This is a genomic window from Acidiferrobacter sp. SPIII_3 (assembly GCF_003184265.1).
Classification (GTDB): domain Bacteria; phylum Pseudomonadota; class Gammaproteobacteria; order Acidiferrobacterales; family Acidiferrobacteraceae; genus Acidiferrobacter.
Map to the genome: position 1 here is coordinate 1041809 of NZ_CP027663.1, position 16998 is coordinate 1058806.

Annotated in this window: 17 protein-coding genes; 11 read left to right on the top strand and 6 right to left on the bottom strand. The window is 65.1% G+C overall.

The genetic code is table 11. The features are described from left to right. The first annotated feature begins 28 nt into the window (after positions 1-28). The 6 genes from C4901_RS05425 (at position 29) to C4901_RS05450 (ending at position 6518) form a co-directional block, all read left to right on the top strand. Positions 29-1048 (top strand): phytoene/squalene synthase family protein, encoded by a 1020-nt coding sequence (locus C4901_RS05425; protein ID WP_205736205.1) that lies wholly within the window; start codon positions 29-31, stop codon positions 1046-1048. 33 nt (positions 1049-1081) lie between these two features. Continuing rightward, entirely contained in the window at positions 1082-3025 is a 1944-nt protein-coding gene (shc, locus tag C4901_RS05430) for a squalene--hopene cyclase (protein WP_110136475.1), read from the top strand. Then, positions 2998-3747 carry a hypothetical protein gene (locus C4901_RS05435; RefSeq protein ID WP_145960630.1) on the top strand — a complete coding sequence of 250 codons (750 nt, stop codon included), beginning with the start codon at positions 2998-3000 and terminating at the stop codon, positions 3745-3747. Before shc ends, C4901_RS05435 begins: the two co-directional genes overlap by 28 nt. 18 nt (positions 3748-3765) lie before the next feature. Next, on the top strand, positions 3766-4785 hold the full coding sequence (locus tag C4901_RS05440) for a lysylphosphatidylglycerol synthase domain-containing protein (protein ID WP_110136477.1): 1020 nt from the start codon (positions 3766-3768) through the stop codon (positions 4783-4785). A gap of 88 nt (positions 4786-4873) precedes the next feature. Continuing rightward, on the top strand, positions 4874-5875 hold the full coding sequence (locus C4901_RS05445; protein ID WP_110136478.1) for a sulfotransferase: 1002 nt from the start codon (positions 4874-4876) through the stop codon (positions 5873-5875). 118 nt (positions 5876-5993) lie between these two features. Then, positions 5994-6518, top strand: coding sequence for a general stress protein (locus C4901_RS05450; protein WP_110136479.1), 525 nt, complete (start codon positions 5994-5996; stop codon positions 6516-6518). 70 nt (positions 6519-6588) lie between these two features. Here the strand turns inward: C4901_RS05450 and C4901_RS05455 are convergent, their stop codons facing one another. The 5 genes from C4901_RS05455 to C4901_RS05475 are packed head-to-tail and all read right to left on the bottom strand — an operon-like array spanning position 6589 to position 10989. Then, a complete protein-coding gene (locus C4901_RS05455; protein WP_110136480.1) occupies positions 6589-7488 on the bottom strand; it encodes a VOC family protein in 900 nt (299 codons plus the stop codon). Next, positions 7485-8390, bottom strand: coding sequence for an SMP-30/gluconolactonase/LRE family protein (locus tag C4901_RS05460; protein WP_110136481.1), 906 nt, complete (start codon positions 8388-8390; stop codon positions 7485-7487). Before C4901_RS05460 ends, C4901_RS05455 begins: the two co-directional genes overlap by 4 nt. Positions 8391-8394: 4 nt before the next feature. Continuing rightward, positions 8395-8886: a cupin domain-containing protein gene (locus C4901_RS05465; protein ID WP_370445954.1), complete on the bottom strand. Its 492-nt coding sequence runs from the start codon at positions 8884-8886 to the stop codon at positions 8395-8397. A 12-nt stretch (positions 8887-8898) separates the two neighbouring features. Next, positions 8899-9369 carry a DoxX family protein gene (locus tag C4901_RS05470; RefSeq protein ID WP_110136482.1) on the bottom strand — a complete coding sequence of 157 codons (471 nt, stop codon included), beginning with the start codon at positions 9367-9369 and terminating at the stop codon, positions 8899-8901. Between the two features lie 48 nt (positions 9370-9417). Then, positions 9418-10989, bottom strand: coding sequence for a GMC oxidoreductase (locus C4901_RS05475; RefSeq protein WP_110136483.1), 1572 nt, complete (start codon positions 10987-10989; stop codon positions 9418-9420). 225 nt (positions 10990-11214) lie between these two features. Here C4901_RS05475 and C4901_RS05480 point away from each other — a divergent pair, with 225 nt between their 5' ends. After that, the gene (locus C4901_RS05480) at positions 11215-11865 is read left to right on the top strand and encodes a glutathione S-transferase family protein (protein WP_110136484.1); all 651 of its coding nucleotides are present in this window, start codon (positions 11215-11217) and stop codon (positions 11863-11865) included. Between the two features lie 19 nt (positions 11866-11884). Here the strand turns inward: C4901_RS05480 and C4901_RS05485 are convergent, their stop codons facing one another. Continuing rightward, complete coding sequence (locus tag C4901_RS05485; protein ID WP_110136485.1) at positions 11885-12490, bottom strand: membrane integrity-associated transporter subunit PqiC; 606 nt, start codon at positions 12488-12490, stop codon at positions 11885-11887. A gap of 279 nt (positions 12491-12769) precedes the next feature. Between C4901_RS05485 and C4901_RS05490 the strand changes: the two genes are divergently transcribed. From C4901_RS05490 to C4901_RS05505, 4 genes are read left to right on the top strand one after another with little or no spacing between them, the layout of a single operon-like run. Continuing rightward, a complete protein-coding gene (locus tag C4901_RS05490; protein WP_110136486.1) occupies positions 12770-13789 on the top strand; it encodes a COX aromatic rich motif-containing protein in 1020 nt (339 codons plus the stop codon). Between the two features lie 16 nt (positions 13790-13805). After that, positions 13806-15914: a cbb3-type cytochrome c oxidase subunit I gene (locus C4901_RS05495; protein WP_110136487.1), complete on the top strand. Its 2109-nt coding sequence runs from the start codon at positions 13806-13808 to the stop codon at positions 15912-15914. Between the two features lie 60 nt (positions 15915-15974). Further along, a complete protein-coding gene (locus C4901_RS05500) occupies positions 15975-16613 on the top strand; it encodes a cytochrome c oxidase subunit 3 (protein WP_205736207.1) in 639 nt (212 codons plus the stop codon). Next, positions 16603-16977: a cytochrome o ubiquinol/quinol oxidase subunit IV gene (locus tag C4901_RS05505; protein WP_110136488.1), complete on the top strand. Its 375-nt coding sequence runs from the start codon at positions 16603-16605 to the stop codon at positions 16975-16977. Before C4901_RS05500 ends, C4901_RS05505 begins: the two co-directional genes overlap by 11 nt. Positions 16978-16998 lie beyond the last annotated feature (21 nt).

Sequence of the window (16998 nt, forward strand, 5' to 3'; positions counted from 1 at the left end):
AGTAGATGCGACAGCAACGAGAGGGGACGTGGACGACGAGCGCTTCCAGGCGGCCATGCTGCAGGACGTGTCGCGGACCTTCGCGCTGACCATCCCCGAGCTTCCGCAGGCCCTGCGCGCCGTCGTCGGCAACGGCTATCTGCTCTGCCGTATCGTCGACACCATAGAAGACGATCCGGATCTGAGCAGCGCCCAGAAGCGGCGTTTCTGCACATTCTTCGCTCATGTCGTGGCGCGCCGCGCCGACCCGCGGGAATTTGCGCGCAGTCTCGATGCGGTGCTCGCCCCCAAAGTGCCGCCGGCCGAGCGCCTGCTCGTGCGCGAGACCGAACGCGTGATCGCGATCGGGAACACCTTCACGGCCGCGCAGCGCAAGGCGCTTGAGACCTGTGTGGCGATCATGGCCGACGGGATGGCGGAATTTCAGGAGCGCAAGGACCCGGCGGGCCTGCCGACGCTTGCGGACATGGATCGTTACTGCTACCACGTGGCCGGGGTCGTGGGCGAGATGCTCACGCGCCTGTTCTGTGAATATTCTCCGGAGATGCGCCGCCATGAGGACCGCCTTATGGCGCTCGCGGTCTCGTTTGGGCAGACTCTCCAGATGACCAACATCCTGAAGGATATATGGGAGGACCATGGGCGGGGGGCCTGTTGGCTGCCGCGCGACGTGTTTGCGCGTCATGGGTTTGCGCTCGCCGATCTCGACAGCGGGCCCGGCGATGAGGGATTCGGTCGCGGCCTGGGCGAGCTCATTGATGTGGCGCGCGCCCATGCGCGCGGTGCGCTCGAGTATGTCTTGTTGATCCCGCGTGAAGAGGCGGGCCTTCGGAATTTCTGCTTGTGGGCGCTTGGCATGGCGGTCCTGACGCTGCGCAAGATCGATCGCCGGCGGAATTTCTCCAGCGGTCAGGACGTGAAGATCACGCGCCGCAGTGTCAAAGCGACGGTTGCGGTGAGCCGCCTGTCCGCCGGTCATGACCGGCTTTTGCGTCTCTTGTTCGCGCTTTTGGCGGGCGCGCCGCGGCCGTTGCCGCGCGGCGTCTGACGAAACGCGTCATTGCCCGAGGAAGCACGCCGTATGAAGAGTCAGGGGGGTTCGGCAAAGAGCCGGGAGAGTCGCGAGTCTCTGGTGCAGGATGCGCAGGCCGCCTTTCTTGACGCGGCGCTTGCGCAGGCGCGGGACCGTATCCTCGCTGAACAGGCCCCGGAAGGGTACTGGTGCTGGCCGCTCGAGGCCGATTGCACCATACCGTCTGAATACATCCTCATGATGCATTTCATGGACGAGATCGACTGCGCGCTGGAGCAAAAGCTCGCGCGCTATATCCGTGCCCGGCAGATGGGGGATGGCGGGTGGCCGCTCTACCATGACGGCCACTTCGACATGAGCGCGTCGGTCAAGGCCTATTACGCCTTGAAGCTTGCGGGCGATGACGTCAATGCGCCGCACATGGCGAAGGCGCGCGCGTTCATCCTCGAGCGCGGGGGCGCGGCGCGCGCCAATGTGTTTACGCGCATCGCGTTAGCGCAGTTCGGTCAGGTCCCGTGGCGCGCGATCCCGTTCATGCCCGTGGAACTCGTCATGGCCCCGAAGTGGTTCCCGATCACGCTCGCCAAGGTCTCGTATTGGTCGCGTACGGTCATGGTGCCCTTGCTTGGGCTTTGCAGCCTGAAGGTGCGCGCGCGTAACCCGCGCGGCATCGGCATATCGGAGCTCTTTGTGCGGCCCGCCGAGGAGGAGCACAATTACTTTCCGGTGCGGTCGTTCATGAATTATGCCTTGTGCAAGCTCGAGCGCGTCGGATTCCGTCTCGAGGGCGTGATCCCGCGACGGCTGCGGGCGCGCGCCCTGGATCGCGCCGAGGCGTGGATCATAGAGCGCTTAAACGGGACCGGGGGGCTTGGGGCGATCTTTCCGGCGATGGTGAATGCCTACGAGTTCCTGGCCGTGCGCGGCTATGCGCCCGAACATCCCTATCGGCGCGACGCCCTGATCGCCATTCAGAAACTCTTGCTCGTGGGGGAATACGAGGCCTATTGCCAGCCGTGCGTATCGCCGATCTGGGATACCGGGCTTGTCTGTCTGGCGCTCATGGAGGTCGACCGTGAGGGCACGAAGGACGCGGTATCGCGCGGCCTGTCGTGGATGCGTGATCGTCAGCTGCTGGACGCCCCCGGAGACTGGCGGGACAGCAGGCCCGATCTGCCCGGTGGCGGCTGGCCCTTCCAGTTCGAGAACGGCCATTACCCGGATCTGGACGACACCAGCGTCGTGGCCTGGGCCATGGAGGATTCGTGCGATCCGGCGTTTGGCGAGTCGATCCGGCGTGCCGCCGAATGGGTTGCGGGCATGCAGTCGCGCAACGGCGGTTTTGCGTCATTCGACGTCGATAATACCCATTATTACCTGAACGAGATCCCGTTCGCGGACCACGGCGCCCTGCTCGATCCTCCGACGAGCGATGTCACCGCACGGTGCGTCACCCTGCTGTCGCGGGCGGCCGGTGATGGACGCTATCGCGAGGCGATAGACCGGGCCATCGCCTATCTGCGGTCCGAGCAGGAGGAGCATGGCGCCTGGTTCGGCCGTTGGGGGACGAATTATATCTACGGGACCTGGTCGGTGTTGGTGGGCCTGCGCGCCGCCGGGATCGGCGGCGATGATCCCGCGATACGCGCCGCGGTGCGCTGGCTTTTGTCCATCCAGCGGGCCGATGGTGGCTGGGGCGAGAGCAACGACTGTTATCACAACCCGGAGACCGCGGGAATTGGTACGCGCAGCACCGCGTTTCAGACCGCGTGGGCGATCTTGGCGCTGATCGTCGCCGGCGAGGTCGACAGCGAGGCGGTGCGCCGCGGCGTGCGCTATCTCCTGACCCATCGCGAACCGGGCGGGCTGTGGGAGGATGTGGAGTTCACGGCCCCCGGTTTCCCGCGGGTCTTTTACCTCAAGTACCACGGGTACGCCCGGTATTTCCCGTTGTGGGCCTTGGCGTGTTACCGCAACCGGGCCGCCCGCTAGAGGCCCCCTACGGCTTTGTCGTCGCGCTGGCCGCCGAGGCCCGTGCCTTCGGCCGGCCCGTGGCCCTCGGCCGGCCCCGGGCGTTGGCCGCCGGGCAGTGGCTGGGGGTGTCGGGGATGGGCGCGGAACGGGCCCGGCACATGGCGCTCGATCTCGTATCCCGCGGGGTGCGCGGGCTCGTGAGTTTCGGCACATGCGCGGGCCTTGCCCCGGGTCTTGCCGCTGGCACCCTGGTGTGTCCGCGCGCGGTGCGCGACGAGCAGGGGGCCTATGAGGCGTCGTGGCCGCAGGCACTGGTCGATGCCTTGCCGGCGGCCGTGCCGATCGATGTGCTGGTGTCGGTGTCACGACCGGTAGGCGGCGTCGCCGACAAGGCCGACCTGGTGCGCCGCTACGGCGCGTCGGCCGTCGATATGGAGAGCGTGGCGCTGGCGCGCGTCGCACACGACAACGAGCTGGCGTTCCTGGCCGTGCGTGTGGTCGTGGATCCCTTCGACGCGCCGGTCCCGGAAGGACTGATGCACGGGCTCGACGCCTGGGGGCGGCCGCGCGTGGGCGCACTGCTCGCGGCGCTCGGCATCGACGCGCGGCAGTGGCGCGCGCTTTGGCGTCTCGGCCGCGATTTTGCCAAGGCGCGGCCGATCTTGGCGCAGGCCGCCGGGGTGCTGACCGGCCGGTCTTCCGGCGGCCGCGTCTTATCGCGGCAGACCGATGGTGGCTAACGGCATGCGCCACGACTCATGACCGGCGTGCCGCACAGGGCGGGACCGCGTGCGTGGCTGCGTGTCGTGCCGATCGCAGCCGGCCTATTGGGCCTGGCCGGTGCGGCGTTGCTGTTCGCGCGTCATCATCCGGCGCGCATCCTCGACCTTGTGGCCTTCGCCGGGTTCGGCATGCTGTGGCTCGTGCCGGTGCGTGTTGTCATCCTGGCCTTGAACGCGCAAGGGTGGCGCGCGCTCTTCCCCCGGGGGCACACGGTATCCTTGCCGTTGCTCACATGGATGGCCTTTGTGCGGAATGCCGTCAACACACTGCTGCCGGTGGCGCACGTGGGCGGTGAGGTGGCGGCCGCGCGCTATCTGGTCAGGCGCGGAGTACCGGCACCGGTGGCGATTGCCGGTATCGTCGTCGAGACCACCGTGACGATCTTCGTGCAGATGGGCTTTACGATCCTCGGTATCGGCCTCTTGCTGTCTTACATGGGCGGCGCGCCGCTCATCCAACGCCTCTGGTGGGGGCTTGCCATCGCCCTGCCCGTGGGGCTCGTCTTTGTGTTTGTGCAGTGCCGATCGCGCCCGTTTGCCCGCTTTCAGCGGGCGCTGGGCCGTTTGAATAGCCAGCTCGCCGCCGAGGCCACCGACGGCGCGGCCGTGGATGACGCGATCATATCCTTGTATCGCCGAGTCGGCGCGCTCGTCTATTGCGCCCTCTGGCAGGCCTTGAGTCTCGCCGGCGGGGCCGGCGAATTCTGGGTGATTTTACACCTGCTCCATCAGCAGGACTCGGTGCGTCTGGCGGTCCTGCTCGAATCGCTGGTGCAGGCCATGCAAAGCGCCGCGTTCATGGTGCCCGGTACCCTGGGGATTCAGGAAGGCGGGCTTATCGCCATCGGCGCCGCGACCGGGCTGTCAGCGGATACGGCGCTTGCGATCTCGGCGGTGCGGCGCGTGCGCCAGATCGGGATTTCCCTGCCGGTGCTGCTGCTCTGGTTGCGCGCCGGGCGCGTGCCGCCGGCCCATCCCCGCCCTCATCCCGAATGAATGAACGAATGGATGCGCGGCGCGCCGCGGGCTGGTAGCATCGTGGCCCCGGTCCACGCCGGGCGCAGGACCCATGCAAGGAGACCCAATGACAAAGGTGCTCTGGCCCAACCTCTTTATCGTGGGGGCCGTAAAGAGCGGTACGACTTCGCTCTATGCCTACTTGAGGCAGCATCCGGACATCTTTTTTCCGGAGATGAAGGAGCCGCATTTCTTTGCGCAGCCCGCGCCCTCGCGCGAGCAGCGGCATCTCATTACGTTCGTCGGTGACCAGGCGGAGTATCTGCGACTCTATGAGCGCAGCGGCGACCGCCGCTGGCGGGGCGACGCCAGCCCCTCCTATCTCTGGAGCGCACAGGCGGCGGCGCGTATTGCCGAGGTATCGCCCGAGGCGCGCATCATCATCATCCTGCGCGATCCGATCGAGCGCGCCTATGCGCAGTACCTGATGGATTATTCGGAGGGCGCCATCGATCGGCCGTTTTTCGAGGCCTTGCATCGCGATTGGGGGCGCCCGGACAAGGGCTGGGGGGTGTCGCAGCTCTATGTCGAATTGGGGCTCTATACCGGACAGATTCAGCGTTACCGGGCGCTGTTTGGCGGCGACCGGGTGCTGGTGCTGTTGCTCGAGGATTTGAAGAAGGATGCGCGCGGCGTGCTTGCGCGCATCGCCCGTTTCCTCGACATCCCCGAGGGACCCATGGCGATGGTCGACACCGCCCAAGCCCACAACCACTACAAGCAGCCCAAGGGCCAGTGGGCGCGATGGCTTGCCGGACACCCCGTGAGCCGGTTCTTGGGGGAGCGTGTCATGCCGCGGCGCTTAGGTGAGTACATATGGGAGCATTGGATGCAGAAGGATGCCCCCAAGCCGCCGATCGATCCGCGGGCCGTGGCTTACCTTCAGCAGATCTATGCGCCGGAGCTCGTGGCACTCGAGGCCGAACTGGGGCGGCCGCTGCCAGAGCTTCGGCGTTGCTGGGCGGCCTCGTCGCATGCCGCATCGCCGCCGGATCTCGGGACCGCGCCCATCCATCGATCCGCGGACGTGGCGACGCGCATCCCGACGGAGGGGGCCATCGACCGCTAGTCCCGCGTCCGCCGATGCCAGATCTTCGGCAATCAGCGCTTCCGGATCCCTTGTTCGTGAACTTCCCGTAGCCTGGGCCCTCATACGAGCCATCGCGGACCGAAAAGCGGGAGGCACCATGGATTCGGAAGACTCTTGCGTCGCTGTATATGATTCCCATGAAGAGGCTGAGGCCGCGGTCAAGGCGCTGCAGCAGGCCCGGTTCGATATCCGCAAGATCTCGATCGTCGGACGCGACTATGAGAGCGACGAACACGTCGTCGGCTTCTACACCACCGGCGAGCGCATGAAATATTGGGGAAAGTTCGGGGCGTTCTGGGGCGGATTATGGGGGCTTTTGATCGGTGCGGCGTTCCTATGGGTCCCCGGTGTCGGGGCGATCGTAGCCGGCGGGCCGATCGTGGCCATGATCATCTCGGCGCTCGAGGGCGGTGCGCTCGTCGGCGGGATGTCGGCGCTCGGCGCCGGGCTCTATAGCCTCGGCATCCCGAAAAATAGCATCCTCGAATACGAGACAGCCCTCAAGGCCAACCGCTTTCTCGTGATCGTCCACGGAGCGCGTGACGAGGTCGAGCGCGCCCGGGAGACCCTCTCGCATGCCGGTACTTCCAGCCTTAAGACCCACGCGCACGCCGCCCCTTAAGCGCCCCGAGGCGGGGGCGGGCCGTGCTCGACGGCCGCCTCGCCCATGAGCCCGGACCCGCGCCGGAGGCTTAAGGGGCTTGCTCGATCATAAGCCAATGGCCATCCTCATCCTGTGCCAAGACGGCATTGGCGATGCGTCGGGGACGGGGGCGGCGGTGCGAGTTCAGGCGCTGTTCGAGGGCCGTGAGGTCGGTGGTTGTGAACACGGTGCGCGTCGCGGCGATGTCAGTGGCACCGGGCGCCTGTCTACGCCCGCGCGGCTCTTCGTAGCCGAGCAGCTCAAGATGCGGCCCCGGGGACGAGGCAAAGAGCGTGGCCACCCGCACCCGCACCCCCGAGAGGTCGTCCAGGCGTTCCTGTTCAGGCCCGGAATTGGTCTGCCGGGCGCCGGGCGCGAGATCGAGGACCTCCTGGTAGAAGGCCATCGCGCGGTTGCAATCGCCTACGCTCAAGGCCGTGTGGTCGATGGCATGGCCTTGCGCCGGGCGCGATCCGCGCGCTTGCGAGGGGGCATCGGCCGGTACCAGCAGCTCCAGGGGGTGGCCATCGGGATCGCGGAACTTGTAGGCGGTCACACCGCCGCTCGCGGGCGGGAGTGTCTGCGGTCCTGATCGGGTGATCGGCCGTCCACCGCCCTGCACGGCGCGCTGCGCAAGGCCCTCGATGTCGCGGCAGGTGATGGCGAAATGCTGAAACCAGAGGTCGTTGGCGCGACTGTCGGCGGGGTAGGGTGCGGAGGGCGCGAGAAACCGCGAAAGCTCGAGGCGCGTGTCGCCAAGCGCCATCGTAAGCGACTCGAATGGCTGTCCGAGGAGCGCGGCATGCTCGGCTGTCGCCGGGCGCGGTGTGCCGAGCGGTTGGAAGCCGAGTGCGTGTTGATAAAAGGCCGCGGCGCGCGCCATGTCGTGGATGTTGAGCGCAAGCCGCGCGAGGCGTGTGCCGGGTCCTGGCGGGGGCGCGCCGCTCATGGCCGGACCGCCCCGCGGCGGTTCACATAGACGCCCAATAGCGTCTGTCCGGCGCACAGAAACAGGCGGCTGCGCCGGCGGCCGCCGAAGGCGAGATTGGCCACCGGGGTATTCGTGCGGATCTTGCCGAGCAGGGCGCCCTGCGGGTTCAGACAATGGACGCCGTCGCCGGCGCTCGTCCAGACATTTCCGTCCTCGTCGCAGCGCAGGCCGTCGGCGCCGCCCGGTACCACCTCGTGGAACACCGTGGTCGCTCCCAGGCGCGTGCCGTTTTCGGTGAGGACCGCCCGGCGAATATGCCGTACCGGGTCGGCCACGAATTGCTGGCCGGTCTCCACGAGATAGAGGACGCGCTCATCCGGCGAGAAGCACAGACCGTTCGGGCCCTCGAGGTCGCGGGCCACGACCTCCAGCTCGGCCCGCGCCGGATCGAGGCGGTAGACCGCGGGCGGTTGCTCCGAGACCTGCTTGCCGCCCTCGTAGTCGGTGTTGATGCCATACAGGGGGTCTGTGAACCATATCGAGCCGTCGCTTTTCACGACCACGTCGTTTGGCGCGTTGAGGCGCCGCCCCTGATAGTGGCTGGCCAATACCGTGATCCGGCCATCCCACTCGGTGCGCGTCACGCACCGGTCACGATGCGAGCAGCTGATGAGGCGCCCCTCGCGATCGCGCGCATGGCCGTTTTCGAACCCGCACGGGGACCGGAATACACTGACCCCGCCGTTCTCCGACCAGCGCAGGACGCGGTCATTGGGGATGTCGCTGAACACGAGGCAGTCGTGATCGGCGAACCACACCGGCCCCTCGAGCCAGCGAAAGCCCGTGCCCAGGGTCTCGAGCGCGGCATTGGGAAGCACGAAGGATCGAAACGACGGATCGATGATATCGTAAGGCGCCATGCCATCAACGCCTGTGGCAGGGGCGGCGTGGTATCCGATCGCCAAGACGCACGGTCATGAGCACCGCCGGTTCGGACCCGATCGTCCCGGAGCGATGGCCCTTGCGCCCCTTGGCGTCGGCCACGCAGTTCTGGTCCTCGCCCAGGGACAGATCACCAGGCCCCATCTCGACGCGCGTCCCGTCCATGGATTCCACCCACCAGCGGCCGGTGAGCGGAACGATCCATTGCGGGGCCGGATTCTCATGCCATTCCCCGACCCAACCCACCGGCTGGACGGTGAATACCACGGTAGCGCGTTCCTCGGGCTGGGCATCGTTCCATTGCGCCGCGGCCCCGCCTATACCCTTCAAGGAGAAACGATCCAGGGCGCAGCGGTCCTGATGGCTCACGCCCTTATCGTCGGTCCAGATATGCCAATACCCGACCCGCGGCGTGTCTCTGGTGTCCGTGGGGCTTACGTCGGCGGCTTTTTGGTCAGGGGCTGAGGGCGGCATGGCAACCTCCATTCAAGGGGCGTGGCGCGTGTTTGCCTTGGGGCTGACCCGTGCCGGGGTGTGCGCGGCGGGCGTCGCATGATGCGCCGCCGGCGCGGGCGTGGCCAGGGACCCCGCAACGACCAGCAGGAGACCGCCAACGAGGCCGAAGTTTTTCAGGAAATCCCAGAAATGCGCGGCACCTTCGGCGTTCCCACCGGACCAGAACCCGGGAAATTTCCAGAAGGGATGAAAAAGAATGGCGGTGGCCACGCAAAAGGCGGCCAGCACCAGGGATGCGATCACAGGATGCCACAAAAAGACGATACACACAGGCGTCGCAAATTCGATGATGATGCCGGCAATCAGCATGGCTCGCGCGCCCCCGAGAGGCGAGGACTGGGCCTGCTCCATGGCCTTGTCCCAGTGCACGATCTTGTCGAGCCCGCTGAACGGGAACAACACGACGAGGCATACACGCGCCACGACGGCAAGCGTGCTCATGACCGTCTCCGGACGAATCGGGGGGTGCAAAGGCGCATCGACATGCGCCTAACCCAGCCGCGCCACGATGCCATCGGCCACGCGCAGGGCGTTGGCGATTATCGTGAGGGTCGGGTTGACCGCGCCTATGGAGGGAAAGAAGCTCGCGTCGGTCACATAGAGGTTATCGAGCTCGTGCGCCTTGCAGTCGATGTCGAGGACCGAGGTCGCGGGATCGGTCCCGAAACGCAAGGTCCCGGCCTGGTGGGCGGTGCCGGCTATGGGAATGTCTTTCCCGAGATAGAGGCTGCGCTCCATAAGGAGCGGGTGAACATCAACGGACTTAAGGAGCCGCTTTAGCTGTTGGCGCAGGCCGTGATGGGCTTCCATATTGTTTTGCGTAAGATCCAAAACCGTGCGCTCACCGTCGTAGAACACGCGATTTTCCGGGCGCGGCAAATCTTCACTCGACAGCCAAAAGCCCAAGCTGCGCTCGGCAAGCGCCTCGAAGGGCGCCTTCGGCAGCCAATCCAGCCACTCGGGAAGTACCTCGCCCTGGACCTGCGCCGGGTGGGTCTTGGCGAGCATCTGGATAAGGCCGAGCGGATAGTCTTGATCGGGACCGCGTACGTAGAAATCGCTGATTGCCAGCGTCTTTTGAAAGATCGTGCGGTTGGGGTGGCGCAGGAGGGCCATGAGCACCGATTGATTGTGGCGCATGTAATTGCGCCCCACCTGTCCCGAGCCATTGGCCAGGCCGTTTGGGTGGTGGTCGCTTGCGGAACGTAGGAACAGCAGGGCGCTGGACAGCGCCCCACAGGCGACGACGATGATATCGGCGCCATATTCTTCGTGGCGCCCCTCGCGGGTTACGTGGACCTTCGCGATCGCCCGCCCGGAGCTGTCGGTCTCGAGCCGCGACACATAGGCCCCGGTGAGGAGTGTCAGATGGTCCGGATAGGCGGCCAGGGCGGGATCGACACAAATGACCTGGGCATCGGCCTTGCCATTGGTGGGGCATGGAAATCCGTCGAAGGCCTCGCAGCGGATGCAGGGGCTCGTGGAAGATGCCACCCCATCCTTTTCGTCTAGCAGGATGCCGAGCGGGAGGTGGAAGGGGTGGGCGCCGGCGTGGCGCAGATCCGAGGCAAGGGCGGCGATTTCCGGTTCGTGCGCGACCGGCGGGAAGGGATAGGGATCGCTCGCCGGCGGTTCGTTCGGGTCCTCGCCGCGCGCGCCGTGGACATGGAAGAGCCGCTCGGCGCGTGTGTAGTAGGGTTCGAAGGCCGCATAGGGCAGGGGCCAGGCAGGCGAAAGGCCGTCGGGGTAGGGGATTTCCTCGAAATCGCATTCGCGCAGACGAAACAAGGCCGCGCCGTAGACCTTCGAGTTGCCGCCCACGAAATAGTGCAGCCCCGGGTGGAACGTCCGGCCATCGGCCCCGTACCAGGTCTCCTTGGCCTGGTATCTGGCCTCGACAAATACCGCCTTGGCATCCCAGTTTTGCGGAGAGCGTTTCAGGTAGCCGCCCCGCTCCAGCAGCAAGACGCGCTTCCCGCGCGAGGCCGCCTCGCGGGCCACCGAGCCGCCCCCCGGACCGCTGCCTATGACGATAAGATCGTAATGGTCGCGTGTCGCCATGTCGATGGTATCCTTCCAGGTACCCGTAGCAAGGGTAACACATTAGGCGCCCGAGCGGGATCGGCCTTTCATCATGGGTGCGGGATCCGCCGCGCCGCGCCCCGCGCCGCACATGGCGGCGCGGCTGGCATGGGTCAATACCGGCAACCGGCGGGTGTGGCCACATGCGGTTCCGTGGCGCGCCAAAGGTCGAGCATTTCCATGGCGATCATAAGGAGAGACGACATGCAGCTCTATGACGGCCCGCGGCCGAATCCGCGCGCGGTGCGCATGATGATGCACGAGAAGGGACTTAAGATCCCGCGGGTGGATCTCGACATCGACGGTGGTGAAAATCGCAGGGCCCCGTTTGTCGATCGCAACCCGAGCGGACAGGTACCGGTCCTCGTGCTCGATGACGGGACGGCCCTTGCCGAGAGCGGGGCGATCATGCAGTACCTGGAGGAAAAATATCCCGATCCGCCGTTGATAGGGGCCACGGCCGAGGAGCGGGCCGTGACACGCATGTGGCTGCGTCGCATCGAGCGGCGTGTCACCGAACCCTTCTATGCCGCGTTCCATTATGGACCGGCGGCGGCCATGTACCGGTCGCGCATGGTGATCCTTCCCGATTGCGTCGACGGCTTCAAGGCGCTCATGCACGATGGTCTTGGCTGGTTGGACGGCCAGATGGAGGGGCGCGCCACGATCGTCCCCGGCCGCTATACCGTTGCCGATATCGCCCTGTTCGCGGCCCTCGATTTTGCGCAAAGCGTGGGATTTTCATGGTCCGCGGGCCATACGAATCTCGTCTCGTGGTTTGCCGCCATCGCCGCCCGCCCCGCCGCCCGGGCGAGTCTCCATCCGTTGGCCGTGGCCCGCGGCCGGCAGTGCTGATCTCGGCGGGTCCCGCCGGCTAGGGGCGCAGGGCATCGACGATGCGTCGCGCCAGACGCGCGACGGCCTGCCCCATCGCGCGTGTCTCCGGGGGGTAGCCGGCCGGCGCCTTCACGGTGAGACGCACGGCCCCCTGGCCGCCACGGCCCGGGCCCTTGACCGACCAGCGGGCACGCAATAACACCCGGCCGTGGCCGTCTGGCAGGAACCGCTGGACGACCACCCGGACGATGGCCGCGTTTGTGTCCGCGCCCAGGGATTGGCCCGGCATGCGCACGGTGGACGAAGGCGCGACCCGCGCCGCCATGTCGCGCGCGAGCGCAAGGCGCATAAGGGCCCCGAGCGGGGCGATCCAGCGCGCATGGCGGGCGACGTGCACCACGCTCCCGGCCCCGGAATAGGTGAAGGCCAGGCGCCGGTAGCCGGGTGGCATGACGATCGGCGCGACGGCAATGGCGCACACGCCGACACGAACGCGCGGCGTGTGCGCCGGGCGCGCCGGCAGTGCGAAATAGCGGGTCGGGGTGCTGGCGCATGAGGCGAGCATAAGCATCGCCGCCCAGGACGCGATCCTGAGGCGGTAAGGGGCGACAGGCCTTGCGAATCCCGGGGAGGTCGAGGTCATGGATGTCCCTTGACGGTCCGACTAGCTTCGCGGGCAGTGCGCGCCTCGTCAATCCGGCGGGCCGTTTGCGCGGGTGCGGTCCGAGTCGAGCGGCGATGCGTCCCCGGCGCCTGTCTTTGCGATGCGGCGGCCACCAAAACCCTTCGATCGTTCATGCCGCATTGCCGAGGCCGGCGGAGCCGGCCGTGGACGCTCGTGGGTCGGGCTATCAAGCGAAGGGCTGATCAGCAGGTGCTTAAGCGGCGATACAATGGCCCCGCCTATTTGCCGGGAACGCTCATGCCATCGCATAAAGGACGCTGCCTTCGATCGCTTGTGCTCGCGGTTGTCGCGTTTCTGACTGGATGCGCGCAAAAGGGATATTGGCTTGTGCATCCCAAGGGCGCGATCGCGCGCACCGAGTGGCATACCACCATCCTGGATGTCGCGGTCATGGGGAGCGTGGTGCTCGTGGCCGGCGGTCTGGTGGCGGCCTTTTTATGGCGATACAGGGCTGGCGGCAAGTCCCGGAGTTACGATCCCACCTTCACGGCGTCGCTCGTCATAGAGGTCCTGGTGTGGGGCATACCGCTCATGATCGTAGGGTACCTGTCGTATTTTTCCGTAAAGAGCGTGTTTGCGACGAACCCCTACAATCCACTTGCGGTGCGCCGTGCCGTGGCCCGTGAGGGACGCATGAACGAGGCCTTCACGCGCCGCGCGGACCCCGCCGGGGTCAATGCCATAGACCCCGCGGCCCATCCCGTGCGCCCTGTGCGCGTCGATGTCGTGACCACCGATTGGCAATGGGTCTTCATCTATCCAAAACAGGGGATCGCGACCGTAGATGAGCTCGTGGTCCCGGTCCGGACCCCGGTGAAATTCCAACTCACGTCCACGACCGTGGTAAACGACTTCTTCATCCCCGAGCTTGTCGGCGAGATCGACATCATGCCCGGAATGCGCACCAAGCAGGGCATGATCGCAAGTCGCACCGGAACCTATCACGGGTATTCCGACGACTTCAGCGGCGGCGGGTTTTCGTGGATGGGCTTTGTCACGCGCGTGACGAGTCCGGCGCGCTTCAGGGGCTGGGTACGGCACGTCCAGGGCGCCAAGGATCACCTGACCGATGCCCGTTTCACGCGCGTGGCGCAACCGACCATAAATCTCGTAGACAAGATCCGGCATTTTTCCCACGTGCAGAAGGGGCTTTTCGATCACGTCATTGAGCAGGTCATGGAGGGGCGGGTCTATCGCACGCCATTGGCCATGACTGAGAGCATGACCAAGCCCATGAAGGTGCGGTTGATCAAATAAACCAAAGGAGTGATGGATGCTCGTTCATTACCCGGGTCCCTGGAGTCCGCTTCTCGGGCGGCTCGCCTTGAAGCAGATCCCGTTCCAGAATCCGATCCTCGTCTGGACCTTCGCGCTGGTGGCCTGCGCGACGCTCGTGATCCTCGGGGCGATCACCTACTACCGGTCATGGGGCTATTTGTGGCGAGAGTGGCTGACGACGGTCGATCACAAGAAGATCGGTGTCATGTACTGTCTTCTGGGGCTTGTGATGTTTTTCCGCGGCTTTATTGACGGCGTCATGATGCGCACCCAGCAGGTCATGGCTGTGGGGCCGCATTCGCCCGGTTACCTCGGGGCCCTGCACGGTTACCTGCCGCCTTACCATTTCGGGCAGATCTATAGCGCGCACGGGACCATCATGATCCTGTTTGCCATCACGCCGATCCTGATCGGGCTCATGAACATCGTGGTTCCCTTGCAGATCGGCGCCCGCGACATGGCCTACCCCTATCTGAACGCGGTATCGTTTTGGCTTACGGCGGCGGCCACCGGCCTTGTCATGATCTCGCTTTTCATAGGCGACTTCTCCCATGCCGGATGGGTGGGTTTGAGCCCGCTTACCGAGCTTGCCTACAGTCCGGGCGTGGGGGTCGACTACTGGATATGGGCGGTGCAGATCGGCAGTGTGGGCACGACGCTTGCCTCGATCAACATCATCATGACCATCGTCAAGTTGCGCGCGCCGGGCATGACTTGGACGCGCATGCCGATATTCTGCTGGAGCGCGCTTAGTACGAGCGTCGTGGGCCTGAGCTCCTTCCCGGTGTTCACGGCGGCGGTGGCGCTCTTGAGTCTCGATCGTTACGCCGGGACGCACTTTTTCACGCCGGGCCTCGGCGGCAATCTGATGCTCTACACCGACCTCTTTTGGATTTGGGGCCATCCCGAGGTGTACTACGTGGTATTGCCGGCCTTCGGCATCATATCGGAGATCGTACCGACGTTTTCCGAGAAGCCGCTTTTTGGTTACATGACCATGGCCGCGGCGAGCATCGCCATAGGAGGCGTGTCGTGGTCGGTGTGGCTGCATCATTTCTTCACCATGGGGGCGGGGCCTGGTGTGAACTCGTTTTTTAGCATCGCGAGCATGCTCGTGGGGATTCCCACGGGGGTGAAGGTCTTCAATTGGGCATTCACCTTGTACCGCGGGCGCATACGCTTCGATCTCCCCATGCTGTGGGCGCTGGCGGCGCTGGTCCTGCTCCTAACTGGGGGGCTTACCGGCATGATGCTCGCCATGCCGGCGATCAACTACACGGTCCATAACAGCGTCTTTGTCGTGGCGCATTTTCACAACATGTTAAACGTCGTGGGATTTGCAGCCATAGGGGGCATTAATTTCTGGTTCCCGAAGGTGTTTGGCTTCAAGTTGGACGAACGCATCGGCAAGCGCGCCTTTTGGTTCTTCAGCGCCGGCACGGTGGTGTTGTTCGGCTCCATGTATGCACTGGGATTCATGGGCATGCCGCGGCGCATAGACTACATCCCGTTCGTGTCATGGCGACCGCTATTGATAAGCGAGGAGGTCGGCATCTTTTTGTTCCTGATAGCGGCCTACTACATGTTCAAGCAGATGTATGTCAGCATCCGTGACCGCGCGCAACACCGGGTGACGGGCCCGGACGCTTGGCGGACGGCGCGTAGTCTCGAATGGCTCACGCATTGCCCCGTGCCATTCTATAACTTCGCGCTGCTGCCTTACATAAACAGCCGTGATGAATGGGCGTGGCGGCGCCAGAACGGGCTCGTGAACCTGCGCCCCGACCATTATGAGGACATCCATCTCCCCAATAATACCTTCGTGCCCATCCTGCTCGGGGCGCTCGCCTTTGGTCTCGGGTTCGGCATGGTGTGGCGCATGTATTGGCTGGCGGGCTTGAGCCTCCTTGGCATCGTGGCGGCGGTGATCGCGCGGTCCTTCGAGGGGGATTCGGGGCACACCATCCCCGGGGCGCGCATCCGTGAGCTCGAGGAAGGCTTTCCCGAGGACCCGGACAGGGCGGCGCCGGCGGCCGATGTGGTGGGGGGTGTAGTGGCCTTTCAGGCCTCCATGGCGCCGCGCAGCCCGGTGCAGGGGCCGTAGCCCCGGGGCCCTGCCGATAGCGAGTACAGGGAGCAGGCCGATACATGTCAAGGAGGTGCCGTGAGTAAAGAGGCCTATGTCGATCCGGCGAATGCCGTGCTCTGGCAGTCCGATCCCCCGGAGCACGACAGCATTTCGACCAAGACCCTGGGGTTCTGGTTGTACCTTCTCAGTGATTCGATGATCGTGTCGAGTCTGTTTGCGAGTTATCTCGTATTGAACCATCGCGTCAATGCCGCGGCCGGCCCCACAGCCGGCACGGTCGTGCACCCGGTGGTGGCATTCTTCGAGACCGTGCTGTTGTTTTCCGGGATCCTCGCTTATGGTTTCGCGATGGTGGGACTAAAGCGCGGGGACAAAAACGCCGTGCTGTCGGGACTTGCCGGCGCCATCGTCCTTGGTGCGGGCTTTCTGGTGGTCGAGGGGGTCGATTTCGCGGGGCTTGCCCTGCATGGCATGGTGCCCGAACGCAGCGGGTTCCTGTCGGCTTTTTATACGCTCGTGCTCTACCACGGCGCGCACCTCGTCTTCGGGATTCTATGGACGGCGGTGATGATGGTGCAGGTGGTGCGCGAGGGGTTTACGCAGAATGTCGTCTATCGGCTCCTGAACCTGAAGCTGTTCTGGTTTTTTCAGGGGTTTCTTTGGATCTATGTCTTTAGTTTCGTCTATCTGACGGGGGCCCTCCATGTCCACTAGCACACACGATGATCCTCTGCGGCACCCCGAGGTGCAATTGGCCCACGGCGGGCAGTACGTGACGGGCTTTGTTCTATCGTTGATCCTCACCGCCTTGCCTTTATGGCTCGTGGTCGATCATCTGGGGACAGAGCTTCGCCTGATGCTCGTCGTGGTCGCTTCGGCCGCGGCGCTGACGCTGGTGCAGGGCTACTTCTGGTTGCGGCTCGATATCTCCCCGACGCAGCGCTGGATGACCGCGGCGTTCGTGCTTTTCATACCGCTTTTCGTCATGACCGTCGGGCTTACGGCCTGGATGTTTGCGACGCTCTACACGCGCACCATGATCCCGACCTTGATGCACGCCCCCGCGTTCGGCCATTAGGCGATCAGGATACGTTTGGCG

What these genes read in the sequence shown, in the direction of transcription:
- shc (WP_110136475.1), top strand. Translation starts at nt 1,082, where the DNA reads ATGAAGAGTCAGGGGGGTTCGGCAAAGAGCCGGGAGAGTCGCGAGTCT.
- C4901_RS05440 (WP_110136477.1), top strand. Translation starts at nt 3,766, where the DNA reads ATGACCGGCGTGCCGCACAGGGCGGGACCGCGTGCGTGGCTGCGTGTC.
- C4901_RS05445 (WP_110136478.1), top strand. Translation starts at nt 4,874, where the DNA reads ATGACAAAGGTGCTCTGGCCCAACCTCTTTATCGTGGGGGCCGTAAAG.
- C4901_RS05450 (WP_110136479.1), top strand. Translation starts at nt 5,994, where the DNA reads ATGGATTCGGAAGACTCTTGCGTCGCTGTATATGATTCCCATGAAGAG.
- C4901_RS05455 (WP_110136480.1), bottom strand. Translation starts at nt 7,488, where the DNA reads ATGAGCGGCGCGCCCCCGCCAGGACCCGGCACACGCCTCGCGCGGCTT.
- C4901_RS05460 (WP_110136481.1), bottom strand. Translation starts at nt 8,390, where the DNA reads ATGGCGCCTTACGATATCATCGATCCGTCGTTTCGATCCTTCGTGCTT.
- C4901_RS05465 (WP_370445954.1), bottom strand. Translation starts at nt 8,886, where the DNA reads ATGCCGCCCTCAGCCCCTGACCAAAAAGCCGCCGACGTAAGCCCCACG.
- C4901_RS05470 (WP_110136482.1), bottom strand. Translation starts at nt 9,369, where the DNA reads ATGAGCACGCTTGCCGTCGTGGCGCGTGTATGCCTCGTCGTGTTGTTC.
- C4901_RS05475 (WP_110136483.1), bottom strand. Translation starts at nt 10,989, where the DNA reads ATGGCGACACGCGACCATTACGATCTTATCGTCATAGGCAGCGGTCCG.
- C4901_RS05480 (WP_110136484.1), top strand. Translation starts at nt 11,215, where the DNA reads ATGCAGCTCTATGACGGCCCGCGGCCGAATCCGCGCGCGGTGCGCATG.
- C4901_RS05485 (WP_110136485.1), bottom strand. Translation starts at nt 12,490, where the DNA reads ATGACCTCGACCTCCCCGGGATTCGCAAGGCCTGTCGCCCCTTACCGC.
- C4901_RS05490 (WP_110136486.1), top strand. Translation starts at nt 12,770, where the DNA reads ATGCCATCGCATAAAGGACGCTGCCTTCGATCGCTTGTGCTCGCGGTT.
- C4901_RS05495 (WP_110136487.1), top strand. Translation starts at nt 13,806, where the DNA reads ATGCTCGTTCATTACCCGGGTCCCTGGAGTCCGCTTCTCGGGCGGCTC.
- C4901_RS05505 (WP_110136488.1), top strand. Translation starts at nt 16,603, where the DNA reads ATGTCCACTAGCACACACGATGATCCTCTGCGGCACCCCGAGGTGCAA.